Source organism: Zunongwangia mangrovi, from assembly GCF_900112105.1.
GTDB classification, from domain to species: domain Bacteria; phylum Bacteroidota; class Bacteroidia; order Flavobacteriales; family Flavobacteriaceae; genus Zunongwangia; species Zunongwangia mangrovi.
Genome location: NZ_FOKV01000005.1, coordinates 149,891 through 162,691 on the forward strand (window position 1 = coordinate 149,891; position 12,801 = coordinate 162,691).

General features: G+C 35.4%; 17 protein-coding genes. All 17 read right to left on the bottom strand.

The window, feature by feature from the left end; translation table 11 throughout:
- Nucleotides 1–38: 38 nt before the first annotated feature.
- Nucleotides 39–1,322, bottom strand: coding sequence for a citrate synthase (locus BM201_RS12490; protein ID WP_092543132.1), 1,284 nt, complete (start codon nucleotides 1,320–1,322; stop codon nucleotides 39–41).
- A gap of 137 nt (nucleotides 1,323–1,459) precedes the next feature.
- Nucleotides 1,460–3,001, bottom strand: coding sequence for a glycogen synthase (locus BM201_RS12495; protein WP_092543134.1), 1,542 nt, complete (start codon nucleotides 2,999–3,001; stop codon nucleotides 1,460–1,462).
- Nucleotides 3,002–3,152: 151 nt separating this feature from the next.
- Entirely contained in the window at nucleotides 3,153–4,442 is a 1,290-nt protein-coding gene (eno, locus tag BM201_RS12500) for a phosphopyruvate hydratase (protein WP_092543136.1), read from the bottom strand.
- A gap of 204 nt (nucleotides 4,443–4,646) precedes the next feature.
- Nucleotides 4,647–5,759, bottom strand: coding sequence for a glutamine-hydrolyzing carbamoyl-phosphate synthase small subunit (gene carA, locus BM201_RS12505; RefSeq protein ID WP_092543138.1), 1,113 nt, complete (start codon nucleotides 5,757–5,759; stop codon nucleotides 4,647–4,649).
- A gap of 119 nt (nucleotides 5,760–5,878) precedes the next feature.
- Complete coding sequence (gene rplQ, locus BM201_RS12510) at nucleotides 5,879–6,370, bottom strand: 50S ribosomal protein L17 (RefSeq protein WP_092543140.1); 492 nt, start codon at nucleotides 6,368–6,370, stop codon at nucleotides 5,879–5,881.
- 34 nt (nucleotides 6,371–6,404) lie between these two features.
- Nucleotides 6,405–7,397 (bottom strand): DNA-directed RNA polymerase subunit alpha, encoded by a 993-nt coding sequence (locus BM201_RS12515; protein WP_013073240.1) that lies wholly within the window; start codon nucleotides 7,395–7,397, stop codon nucleotides 6,405–6,407.
- Between the two features lie 20 nt (nucleotides 7,398–7,417).
- Entirely contained in the window at nucleotides 7,418–8,023 is a 606-nt protein-coding gene (gene rpsD, locus BM201_RS12520) for a 30S ribosomal protein S4 (RefSeq protein WP_092543142.1), read from the bottom strand.
- Between the two features lie 86 nt (nucleotides 8,024–8,109).
- Nucleotides 8,110–8,502 carry a 30S ribosomal protein S11 gene (rpsK, locus tag BM201_RS12525; protein WP_092543144.1) on the bottom strand — a complete coding sequence of 131 codons (393 nt, stop codon included), beginning with the start codon at nucleotides 8,500–8,502 and terminating at the stop codon, nucleotides 8,110–8,112.
- A gap of 8 nt (nucleotides 8,503–8,510) precedes the next feature.
- Complete coding sequence (gene rpsM / locus BM201_RS12530; RefSeq protein WP_013073243.1) at nucleotides 8,511–8,885, bottom strand: 30S ribosomal protein S13; 375 nt, start codon at nucleotides 8,883–8,885, stop codon at nucleotides 8,511–8,513.
- Nucleotides 8,886–8,887: 2 nt separating this feature from the next.
- Nucleotides 8,888–9,004: a type B 50S ribosomal protein L36 gene (gene ykgO, locus BM201_RS12535; RefSeq protein ID WP_010519235.1), complete on the bottom strand. Its 117-nt coding sequence runs from the start codon at nucleotides 9,002–9,004 to the stop codon at nucleotides 8,888–8,890.
- A 117-nt stretch (nucleotides 9,005–9,121) separates the two neighbouring features.
- Nucleotides 9,122–9,337 carry a translation initiation factor IF-1 gene (gene infA / locus BM201_RS12540; RefSeq protein ID WP_013073244.1) on the bottom strand — a complete coding sequence of 72 codons (216 nt, stop codon included), beginning with the start codon at nucleotides 9,335–9,337 and terminating at the stop codon, nucleotides 9,122–9,124.
- Nucleotides 9,338–9,339: 2 nt separating this feature from the next.
- Complete coding sequence (secY, locus tag BM201_RS12545) at nucleotides 9,340–10,674, bottom strand: preprotein translocase subunit SecY (RefSeq protein ID WP_092543146.1); 1,335 nt, start codon at nucleotides 10,672–10,674, stop codon at nucleotides 9,340–9,342.
- 11 nt (nucleotides 10,675–10,685) lie between these two features.
- Nucleotides 10,686–11,138 (bottom strand): 50S ribosomal protein L15, encoded by a 453-nt coding sequence (gene rplO / locus BM201_RS12550; protein ID WP_092543148.1) that lies wholly within the window; start codon nucleotides 11,136–11,138, stop codon nucleotides 10,686–10,688.
- Nucleotides 11,139–11,147: 9 nt separating this feature from the next.
- Complete coding sequence (gene rpmD, locus BM201_RS12555; RefSeq protein WP_217643063.1) at nucleotides 11,148–11,330, bottom strand: 50S ribosomal protein L30; 183 nt, start codon at nucleotides 11,328–11,330, stop codon at nucleotides 11,148–11,150.
- A 13-nt stretch (nucleotides 11,331–11,343) separates the two neighbouring features.
- Nucleotides 11,344–11,868: a 30S ribosomal protein S5 gene (gene rpsE / locus BM201_RS12560; RefSeq protein ID WP_084841321.1), complete on the bottom strand. Its 525-nt coding sequence runs from the start codon at nucleotides 11,866–11,868 to the stop codon at nucleotides 11,344–11,346.
- A 6-nt stretch (nucleotides 11,869–11,874) separates the two neighbouring features.
- On the bottom strand, nucleotides 11,875–12,231 hold the full coding sequence (gene rplR / locus BM201_RS12565; protein ID WP_092543152.1) for a 50S ribosomal protein L18: 357 nt from the start codon (nucleotides 12,229–12,231) through the stop codon (nucleotides 11,875–11,877).
- A gap of 12 nt (nucleotides 12,232–12,243) precedes the next feature.
- Nucleotides 12,244–12,786 (bottom strand): 50S ribosomal protein L6, encoded by a 543-nt coding sequence (gene rplF / locus BM201_RS12570; RefSeq protein WP_092543154.1) that lies wholly within the window; start codon nucleotides 12,784–12,786, stop codon nucleotides 12,244–12,246.
- Nucleotides 12,787–12,801 lie beyond the last annotated feature (15 nt).

Genomic DNA, 12,801 nt, shown 5'->3' on the forward strand with positions numbered 1-12,801 from the left:
TAATGGAGCTTTTTAAATTATTTATAATTAAGCAAGGCTTATCTTTCGCCTACTGGTTTAAAATCTCTAAGATTTGCACCAACATAAATTTGGCGTGGTCTACCAATAGGTTCTTTCTTAAGTCTCATCTCTCTCCATTGAGCGATCCATCCAGGAAGACGACCTAAAGCAAACATTACTGTAAACATTTCTACTGGAATACCTAAAGCTCTGTAGATAATTCCTGAATAGAAATCTACGTTTGGATATAATTTTCTTTGTACGAAATAATCGTCTTCTAAAGCTTCTTTTTCTAAGCCTTTTGCGATATCTAATACTGGATCTTCGATACCTAAACCTCCAAGAACTTCGTCTGCAGATTTCTTAATGATCTTAGCACGTGGATCGAAGTTTTTGTAAACGCGGTGTCCAAAGCCCATTAAACGGAAAGGATCTTCTTTATCCTTCGCTTTTTGCATGAATTTGTGGGTATCACCACCATCTTGCTTAATTCCTTCTAACATTTCAATCACTGCCTGGTTTGCTCCACCATGAAGTGGTCCCCAAAGTGCTGAAATACCAGCAGAAATAGAAGCAAATAAACCTGCGTGAGAAGAACCTACCATTCTTACAGTAGATGCTGAACAGTTTTGTTCGTGATCTGCATGAAGAATTAATAATTTATCTAAAGCATCGATCACAGATTGATCTACATTATATTTTTTACCTGGCTTTTCGAACATCATTTTATGTAGATTTTCTACATATCCTAATGAATCGTCACCGTAGTTTAATGGAAGACTATTTTTCTTTCTTAAAGTCCATGCTACAAGTACTGGGAATTTACCTAGTATCTTTACAATCGCTTTGTACATTTCTTCTTCAGAATCTACATTTACTGAAGATGGATTAAAAGCAATTAACGCACTCGTTAACGAAGAAAGAACGCCCATTGGATGCGCCGACTTTGGAAAACCATCCAAAATCTTTTTCATTTCTTCATCTACTTCAGACTCGTCTCTAATATCTGCAGAGAATTTATCTAATTGCTCTTTATTTGGCAATTCACCAAAGATCAAAAGATAAGCTACTTCAAGAAAATCTGCTTTTTCAGCAAGGTCTTCGATAGCATAGCCTCTATACCTTAAGATCCCTTTTTCACCGTCTAAAAAAGTGATGGCACTCTCACAGCTTCCTGTGTTCTTGTAACCACGGTCTAAAGTTATCATTCCGGCTTCAGATCGAAGGGTTTTAATATTTATACCCAGTTCACCTTCGGTTCCCTCTGTTACTGGAAACTCATATTTTTTTCCCTGATATTCTAATATAGCTTTATCTGACATTGTATTGAATTACAAAATTTAAATTAATCGATTGCGAATTTAATAAAATCTAAGCTTATATTCAATTAAAACCAAGCTATTATGCTATTATTAACAAGGGTTTCAAGAGATTTAGCTTATTTAAATATAAGAATCTTTTATGCTGGTAATTTATAGAGTGATTTATAGTAATCGTCTACAGACTTCTTCCAGGTGAAACGTTCTTTTTTAGCGTTTTGCTCTATTGTTCTCCATTTGGCTTTATCCTCGAAAAACAGGTTTAAGATCTGTTCAAAGGATTGGACCATATTCGATACCTTTTTATCGTAGCTTGTTCCATCAAAAACAAAACCGGTCTCTAAATGCTTTACTGTGTCGATAAGACCACCCGTATAATGAACCAAACAAGGATGTCCATTCCGCATCGCAAGCATCTGGCTTATACCACAAGGCTCAAACAAGCTTGGCATAAAATAAAGATTGGTTTCCAGATAAATACTATCGATCACATCTTCATTTTGGCCATTTATGAATAAAAAGTTTTCTTTCTCGTGACTTATTTTGCGTAAAAGCTCTTCGTATTCCGGCGCGCCTGTACCTAGGAGTATAAATATTCCATTGACTTCAGCAAGAAGATCAAGTATTTCTAAAAAAGCTTCTGGAGAACGTTTAAAAAAGTAAAATTTTTGCTCGGTCAGTCTTGCCACACTAGAACACACAAATTCTGGCTTTCTTTTTAAATAAGGCATTACTTTCTCTCCTGTATGCGCTAAGAAATCTGCTTTATACTTTTTAGATTCCTGCTGCATCCATTTAAAGATCGCAGAAGCTATATTGAAATATAGATTATTTTTTCTCGCTCTGCGGATATTTCTATAATTACAGCCATTAAGAATCCCTATGAATCTTCCCTCTCTATCAGCGTGTTTAAGATCTTCTTCTAAACCTTCTCCGCCAATAAATTCTGGTGGATTACTAGGATAAAGCACATCTCTCTTATAACTTGGAGAAACGGTATGTACGGCATCAGAAAAGCGAATTCCTAAAGCCATCATATTTATACAATCCTGGTAGCGTCTATCTTTAAGCTCATCGTAGTTAAAATCTACATCTGGAAAGAAATTCTTAATAGACGAATAATTATCGGCAAAAGGACGAATTCCCTGTATGGCCAAATTATGAATGCTATAAATCACACGAATATCCTGCAGACATTTAAAATCCTGATGATATCTTCTTAAGAATAAAACCATACTTGCATGCCAGTCGTGCAGATGAATTACATCCAGATCTCCAAAAACTCCTATCTTAACGGCCTGAGCTACGGCTGTACAAAAGATAAAATACTTTATAGCATCTGTATAAAATGGTTCAGCAAGATCATTGTGATAAATATGAGCAATGTCGCCCGCTTCAATTTCTGGATGATGAATCACATAATGAGTTATTCCCGGAAAATCTTTTTTAGGGGTAACCTCATAGATCTCGGCCATATAATCGACTCCGCGAAGCTTAAAATTTAAATTTGAAATGAAATTAGCATTTTGATGAAGTCTCGAATAAGAAGGAACAACCACATGAACGGTATCGCCTTTTTGAGAAATTTGCCTGGGGACATCGCGTATTACATCACCCATGCCTCCGGCCTTGCAGTGAGGAATAGCATCATTTTCTGAAGCTACGAATAGGAAATTATGCATTGAAATCTGGTTAGGATTGGTTAGAACATTTATTCCGCAAAAGTTAATTATTAATCTTCAAACATTTGATTAAAAGAATATTAAATTAAAATAAAAAAGCCTTCCAAATTAATGAAAGGCTTTCTAAAAGAATATTATTGTAAATAATATCTTATTTCAGCTTAAAAGCTTTTTCTTTTGGGAAATAAGCTACACTTCCTAATTCTTCTTCAATTCTTATTAATTGATTGTACTTAGCCATACGATCACTTCTTGAAGCTGAACCAGTTTTAATTTGTCCTGTATTTAGTGCTACCGCTAAATCTGCAATAGTATTATCTTCAGTTTCACCAGAACGGTGAGACATTACTGAAGTATAACCTGCATTATGCGCCATATTTACAGCTGCGATAGTTTCAGTTAACGTACCAATTTGGTTTACTTTAATAAGGATAGAGTTTGCGATACCTTCTTCGATACCTCTAGATAAACGCTCTACATTAGTTACGTAAAGGTCATCTCCTACTAGCTGAACTTTATCTCCTACTTTATCTGTAAGAGCTTTCCATCCATCCCAGTCGTTTTCGTCCATACCGTCTTCAATTGAGATGATAGGATATTTAGAAGCTAATTCAGCAAGGTAATCTGCCTGCTCTTCGCTAGTACGAACAACACCCTTATCACCTTCGAATTTAGCATAGTTATATTTGCCTTCTTCGTAGAATTCTGCTGAAGCACAATCTAAAGCGATCATAACTTCATCTCCTCCTTTGTATCCAGCTTTTTCGATAGCTTTTAAGATTGTTTCTAAAGCATCTTCTGTACCATCTAAAGTTGGAGCAAATCCTCCTTCATCACCAACAGCTGTACTTAAACCTCTATCGTGCAATACTTTTTTAAGGTTATGGAAGATCTCTGTTCCCATTTTGATCGCTTCTGAAAAGCTTGCTGCTTTTACTGGCATGATCATAAATTCCTGAAATGCAATTGGAGCATCACTGTGAGATCCACCGTTTATAATGTTCATCATTGGTACAGGAAGCGTATTTGCGCTTACACCACCAACGTAACGATATAAAGGAAGACCAAGTTCATTTGCTGCTGCCTTAGCTACCGCTAAAGAAACACCTAAAATTGCATTAGCACCCAATTTAGATTTATTCGAAGTCCCATCAAGATCGATCATTGCCTGGTCGATTAAATTTTGTTCGAATACTGAATATCCTAGTAGTTGCTCTGCAATTTTTGAATTCACATTTTCTACGGCAGTAAGAACACCTTTACCCATAAAGTCGTCCCCACCATCGCGAAGTTCTACAGCCTCATGCTCACCTGTAGAAGCTCCAGAAGGAACTGCTGCCCTTCCTAATATTCCGTTTTCTGTGATTACATCTACTTCAACTGTAGGGTTACCTCTGGAGTCAAAAATTTGACGTGCATGAATATTTACTATAGCACTCATAGTCTGAATTATAATTTAATTAATTGATTAGTCTGCAAGATACGAATACAGCAATAAAAAAACGAGGAATAATTTATAATATAACAAGTATTTTACCTAAAACGTTTTCGATAAAATAAAATTAGTGTTCTATCGATAGGAATTTGTTAAACAACTAATTACTAAGAATAAAAAAGCCGGAAATAAATCCCGGCTTTTCAGTTTCTATGCTTTTACCTGCTTTATACGATCTAAAAACTCATCGAATAAATAACTTGCGTCATGAGGTCCGGGACTGGCCTCTGGATGATATTGTACAGAAAAACAGTTTTTATTTGTCATCTGCAATCCACCTACAGTACTATCATTTAAGCAGATATGAGTGATCTCTACATTTGGATGAGATTCTGTTGCTTTCTTATCTACGGCAAAACCGTGATTTTGAGAAGTAATCTCTCCTTTACCTGTTTTTAGATTTTTTACAGGATGATTTATACCTCTATGTCCATGATGCATTTTATAAGTAGGGATTCCATTTGCCAAGGCAATAATCTGGTGGCCTAAACAAATACCAAATAATGGATGATCCTTCTCTATAATATCTTTAGCTAATTGAACAGCACTTTCTAAAGGTTGTGGATCACCAGGACCATTTGAAAGAAAGTAACCATCTGGATTCCATTCACTCATATCTTCATACGTGGCATCGTAAGGAAAGACCTTTACGTAAACGTCTCGCTGAGCAAGATTTCTGAGGATATTTCTTTTAATACCTACATCTAAGGCAGCAACTTTATAAGTAGCATCTTCTTCTCCAAAGTAATATGGTTCTTTAGTAGAAACTTTAGATGCTAATTCTAAACCATTCATATCTGGCACTTCGGCCAATTCAGCTTTTAAAGCATCTATGTTATCTACATCTGTAGAAATAATGGCATTCATTGCTCCATTTTCGCGTATATAAGTAACCAAAGCTCGAGTATCTACATCTGAGATGGCGAATAAATTACTTTCATCAAGAAACTCTTGTAACGTTTGATCTGCAGCTGGTCTGGATTGGTCGTAACTAAAATTTTTACAAATTAAGCCTGCGATCTTTGCTCCGTCAGATTCATTTTCACCTTCATTGGTACCATAGTTACCAATATGTGCATTGGTAGTAACCATTAACTGACCAAAATAAGATGGATCTGTAAAGATTTCCTGATAACCGGTCATTCCTGTATTAAAACAAACTTCTCCTACAGCGCTACCTTCTTTGGCACCTACTAATTTCCCATGAAAGATGGTTCCGTCTGCTAATAAAATGATGGCTTTTTTTCTTGTTTGATATTTCATACTAAAAAATAATACGATCTAAATTTAAGGAATATTAAAAATGAATGCTAATTAGATATAAAAAAAGGACAAACCCAGAGAGTTTATCCTTTTAAAAATTATTGATAGTAAAGAATCATTTATTCTTCTTTTTTATCGTCTTTTTCTTCTTGCTTCGTTTCTTCAGCTTTTGAAGCTTCAGCCTCTGCAGTGTTTCTCTTACCAGCTCTACGAGTTGATTTCTTTTTAGCAGGTTTATTAACGTTATATGTTTCGTTAAAATCTACTAATTCGATCATTGCCATATCAGCGTTATCACCAAGACGATTACCTAGCTTGATAATTCTGGTATATCCTCCTGGACGATCTCCTACTTTAGGAGCTACTTCACGAAATAATTCACTTACAGCATATTTATCACGTAATTTACTGAAAACGATTCTTCTATTGTGAGTAGTATCTTCTTTAGACTTAGTTACTAATGGCTCAATAAAAACTTTTAAAGCTTTTGCCTTAGCCACAGTAGTATTGATGCGCTTATGCTCAATTAGTGAAGACCCCATATTTGCCAACATCGACTTACGATGAGCGGTCTTTCTACCTAAATGATTTATTTTCTTTCCGTGTCTCATTACTATTCTTTTTAGAGTAATTCACAAAAGTGAATTAGTCCTTATCTAATTTATATTTTGAAAGATCCATACCAAAGTTTAATCCTTTGTTACTTACTAGCTCTTCAAGTTCTGTTAAAGACTTCTTACCGAAGTTACGGAACTTCATAAGATCATTTTTATTGTAAGAAACAAGATCACCTAAGGTATCAACTTCAGCCGCTTTTAAACAATTTAATGCTCTAACTGAAAGGTCCATATCTACTAATTTTGTTTTTAGTAGCTGTCTCATATGAAGAGATTCTTCATCATAAGTTTCAGTTTGTGCAATTTCATCAGCCTCTAACGTAATTCGCTCATCAGAGAACAACATGAAATGGTGAATTAAAGTCTTGGCAGCTTCAGTTAACGCATCTTTAGGATGAATAGAACCATCACTGATAATTTCAAAAACAAGTTTTTCATAATCAGTCTTTTGCTCTACACGATAGTTTTCGATACTATATTTTACATTTTTTATAGGAGTGTAAATAGAATCTGTAAAAATCGTTCCTAAAGGAGCATTGGCCTTTTTATTTTCTTCTGCCGGAACATAACCTCTACCCTTTTCAATAGTAATCTCCATATTGATATTAACTTTACTATCAAGATGACAAATCACTAGTTCAGGGTTTAATACCTGAAAACCAGAAATAAATTTCTGGAAATGACCAGCGGTTAGTTCTTCTTCACCAGAAACAGAAATTGTAACGGCTTCGTTATCTATTTCATCAATTTGCCTTTTGAATCTTACTTGTTTAAGATTCAATATTATTTCTGTAACATCTTCTACAACTCCAGGAATTGTTGAGAATTCGTGATCAACACCTTCGATACGAACCGAAGTGATCGCGAATCCCTCTAAAGATGATAACAGCACTCTTCTTAAAGCGTTACCAACGGTTAACCCATATCCAGGTTCTAAAGGACGAAATTCAAATTTCCCCTCAAAATCTGTAGAGTCAATCATTATAACTTTATCGGGCTTCTGAAAATTTAGTATTGCCATATTACGACTTCTGTGAATTATTATTTCGAATATAATTCGACGATGAATTGTTCATTAATGTTTTCTGGAATCTGAACTCTTCCAGGTACCGAAACAAACGTTCCTTGTTTAGTTTCGTTATTCCAAGTTATCCATTCGTAAACATTGCTATTATTAGCTAATGAATCTTGAATAACCTGTAGAGACTTAGACTTCTCTCTTACACCAATAACATCACCAGCTTTCAAGTGGTAAGAAGGAATATTTACTAACTCTCCGTTAACAGTAATATGTCTGTGAGAAACAAGTTGTCTAGCAGCCCTTCTTGAAGGAGCAACACCTAATCTAAATACAACATTATCTAATCTTGATTCACAAAGCTGAAGTAAAACCTCACCAGTAATTCCCTGAGAACTTGTAGCTTTTTCGAACATATTTCTGAATTGACGCTCTAGTATACCATAAGTATATTTAGCTTTTTGCTTCTCCATAAGCTGGATCGCATATTCAGATTTTTTACCTCTACGACGGTTATTACCGTGTTGTCCTGGAGGATAATTTCTTTTTTCAAAAGATTTATCATCTCCAAATATAGCCTCACCAAATTTACGAGCTATTTTAGTCTTTGGACCAGTATATCTTGCCATTTAAAATTGATTTATTGAAGAGGGATTATGAATTAAGGCATACGTCCTTCGATAATCGTAATTTCCTCTTCTATTTATATAATTAATTATACTCTACGTCTTTTAGGAGGACGACATCCATTATGAGGTAATGGAGTAACATCAACGATCTCTGTAACTTCGATACCACTATTATGAATAGATCTAATAGCAGATTCTCTACCATTACCAGGTCCCTTAACGTATACTTTTACCTTACGAAGACCAGCTTCGTGTGCTACTTTAGAAGCATCTTCAGATGCTAACTGTGCAGCGTATGGAGTATTTTTCTTAGATCCTCTAAAGCCCATTTTACCGGCTGATGACCAAGAAATAACATCTCCTTTTTTGTTAGTCAAAGAAATGATAATGTTATTAAAAGAAGCAGTAACATGAGCTTCTCCAATAGACTCAACGTTTACTTTACGTTTCTTTTGAGCTGATTTTGTTGACTTTGCCATATTACTTATTATTTAGTTGCTTTTTTCTTATTAGCAACAGTTTTTCTTCTACCTTTTCTAGTTCTAGAGTTGTTCTTAGTTCTCTGACCTCTTAATGGCAACCCAGATCTATGACGAATACCCCTATAACATCCAATATCCATTAGACGCTTGATACTCATTTGAACTTCAGTACGTAATTCTCCTTCGATTGTGTAGTTACCTACAGCTTCACGGATACGACCAATTTCATCATCGTTCCAGTCTGAAACTTTTTTACTCTCATCAACTTTGGCTTCTGCAAGTATTTCCTGAGCCCTGCTTTTGCCAATTCCGAAGATATAGGTTAACGCTATAACTCCTCGCTTTTGTTTAGGTATATCTACCCCTGCAATTCTTGCCATAATTAGCCTTGTCTTTGTTTAAATCTAGGATTCTTTTTGTTAATCACGTAAAGGCGCCCTTTTCTGCGTACTATTTTACAGTCGGCACTTCTTTTCTTTATTGATGCTCTAACTTTCATCTTTCTAGTTTTTTATAAACGCCAGATGCAATAATAAATTCACATTCGGCTTTTTGCCTAATAATTTTTTCAGGATGCAAAAGTAATGAAAAAATTATTAATAGCTTAATTTACTTCTTAGTATCTGTAAGTTATGCGCGCCTTACTTAAATCATAAGGGCTCATCTCTAATTTCACCTTATCACCTGGCAACAATTTAATGTAATGCATACGCATTTTACCAGAGATATGAGCAGTCACAACGTGACCATTTTCTAACTCTACACGAAACATTGCGTTAGACAATGCTTCGATTATAGTTCCATCTTGTTCAATTGCTGGTTGCTTTGCCATAATTAAGCTACTGCTTTTCTGTTTTTACCTGTTTTCATTAATCCGTCATAGTGTCTATTCAGCAAATAAGAATTTACCTGCTGCATAGTATCGATTGCAACTCCAACTAAAATTAATAGAGAGGTACCTCCAAAAAACAGTGCCCATCCTTGTTGAACACCTAACAACTTCACGATTATTGCAGGGAAAATTGCAATAATAGCTAAGAATACAGATCCAGGAAGTGTAATTTGAGACATAATACGATCTAAATATTCCGCAGTTTCGGTACCTGGACGAATACCAGGAATAAAACCTCCACTACGCTTAAGATCATCAGCCATTTTATTTGTTGGTACAGTGATCGCCGTATAGAAATACGTAAAAACAATAATCAATAAGGCGAAAACTAAATTATACCAAAAACCAAAAATATCACTAAAAGCAGCTGTCACACCCTGTGCTGCATCAGAATCTGAAAGGCCAGCCAAAGCTACCGGTATAAACATAATAGCCTGAGCAAATATAATTGGCATAACACCCGAAGCATTAAGCTTTAAAGGAATATATTGCCTTGAACCAAATACGTTTTTCTCATAACCACCTGTAGCAGATCTTCTAGCATACTGCACCGGAATTTGGCGCACGGCCATCACCAACATTACAGCAGCCAAAATAATAGCGAACCAAATAGCTAACTCGATCAATACCATAATAAGTCCACCACTACCATCAAATCTTGAGGCAAATTCCTGAAGAAATGCTTGCGGCAGCGTAGCAATGATACCAACCATAATTAAAAGGGAAATACCATTACCAATTCCTTTATCTGTTATTTTCTCACCTAACCACATGGCAAAAATTGTTCCTGTAGTAAGGATAATCACAGAAGAAACGATGAAAGATAAACTATCACCTAAAAGAAATGCATTTTGCGGTAATGTATTGAACAGATTATAGATATAACCTGGACCCTGAACTAAAGTTATTGCTATGGTTAACCATCTGGTAATTTGGTTTATTTTCTTACGACCACTCTCACCTTCTTTTTGAAGCTTTTGCAGATAAGGAATAGCAATTCCCATTAACTGCACAACAATAGAAGCCGAGATATATGGCATAATACCTAACGCAAATATCGATGCATTAGAAAATGCACCTCCAGTGAAAGCATTAAGTAATCCCAATAAACCACTATCTGTCTGATTAGCCAAATTTGCTAATTGACTAGCATCTATCCCAGGAAGTACAACCTGAGTTCCAAATCGATAAACTAAAAGTAAACCGAGGCTTACTAAAATACGGTTTTTTAGCTCCTCGATTTTCCAAATATTTTTTATAGTATTGATGAATTTCATTTGGCTATCTATTATAAAGTAACAACTTCACCTCCAGCAGCTTCAATAGCTTCTTTGGCTGAGGCCGTAAATTTATGAACAGATACTTTTAATTTAGCCTTTAATTCACCTCTACCTAAAATCTTAACTAGTTCGTTCTTTCCAGCCAAACCGTTTTCTACAAGTACACTTAGATCTACCGTATCCTTTACTTTACCATTATCAACTAATGTTTGTAAAGTATCTAAATTAATACCTTGATACTCTTTACGGTTTCTGTTATTAAAACCAAATTTTGGTACACGGCGTTGAAGTGGCATCTGTCCTCCTTCAAAACCTATCTTCTTAGAGTAACCAGAACGTGATTTAGCCCCTTTGTGACCACGAGTTGCAGTCCCACCTTTACCGGATCCTTCTCCACGGCCAACACGCTTATTGTTACTTTTAACTGAACCTTTTGCAGGTTTTAAGTTACTTAAATCCATGTAAACCTATTATTTTGTTTCCTCTACAGAAACTAAGTGTTTAACTTTATTTATCATACCAAGGATGTTAGGGGTATCCTCATGCTCTACAGTATGTCCCATCTTTCTAAGACCTAATGCTTCTAAAACTCTTTTCTGATTCTGAGTTCTATTAATAGCACTTTTTACTTTAGTAACCTTAATCTTTGCCATCTTATCCTTGATTTTATCCTTTGAAAAGTTTCTCCAACGTGATTCCTCTTTGTTTAGCAACTGTTTCTGCACTTCTTAATTGAAGCAAAGCATCAAAAGTAGCTTTCACAACATTATGAGGGTTAGAAGAACCTTGGTTCTTAGACAGTACGTCATGAACTCCAACAGATTCCAAAACCGCACGAATAGCTCCACCGGCAATAATCCCGGTACCAGTAGCTGCAGGTAAAAGTAAAACTCTCGCTCCACCATACTTACCTTTTTGTTCGTGTGGCAATGTACCTTTATGTAAAGGAATACGCACTAAATTCTTCTTCGCATCTTCTACGGCTTTAGAAATAGCATCGGCAACCTCTTTAGATTTACCTAAACCATGTCCTACAACACCATTTTCGTCACCTACAACTACTATAGCAGAAAAACCAAATGCTCTACCACCTTTAGTAACCTTAGTAACACGTTGCACTCCTACCAAACGGTCCTTAAGTTCAAGACCTCCTGGTTTTACATGTTCTACGTTTTTATAATCTTGATACATATCTTCTTAGAATTTTAGTCCTCCTTCACGAGCACCGTCTGCTAATGATTTAACTCTACCGTGGTACAAGTAACCTCCTCTATCGAAAGAAACTACTTCTACTCCAGCCTTTTTTGCTCTATCTGCTAAATTTTTTCCAACTAATTCAGCGATTTCACTTTTGGTACCTGAAGCATCGTTCAGTTCTTTATCTCTAGAAGAAGCCGCAGCTAAAGTCTTTCCAGCTACATCGTCTATGATTTGAGCATAAATCTCTTTATTACTTCTATATACAGACAATCTTGGACGGCTTTCAGTTCCGCTAATATTCTTTCGAATACGCTTTCTTATCTTTAATCTTCTTTTTTCTTTTGAAAATGCCATAACTACACTTTATTAAGCTGATTTACCTGCTTTTCTTCTAATTATTTCTCCTTTAAACTTAATACCTTTTCCTTTATAAGGTTCTGGTACTCTGAAAGAACGAATCTTTGCAGCAACCTGTCCTAAAAGCTGTTTGTCATGAGAAGTAAGCTTAACAACTGGGTTTTTTCCTTTTTCAGAAATTGTTTCAACCTTAACTTCTGGAGCTAAATCTAAAACAATATTATGGGAATACCCAACAGCTAAATCTAATTTTTGTCCTTGATTCGAAGCTCTGTAACCTACACCTACTAACTCTAATTCTTTAGTAAATCCATTAGTAACACCTTCGATCATATTATTTACTAACGCACGATAAAGACCATGCTTAGCTTTTTGATCACTTTTTTCAGAAGAACGCTCAAAAGAAATTACATTTTCTTCAACACTAACATTGATATCGTTAACCTCTTGCTTAAGCTCTCCTAATTTTCCTTTTACCGTTACAAAACCATCTTTAAAGTCTACATTAACACCTTCTGGAATTGTAATTGGGCTTTTACCTATTCTTGACATGTTTTCTTATTTTAA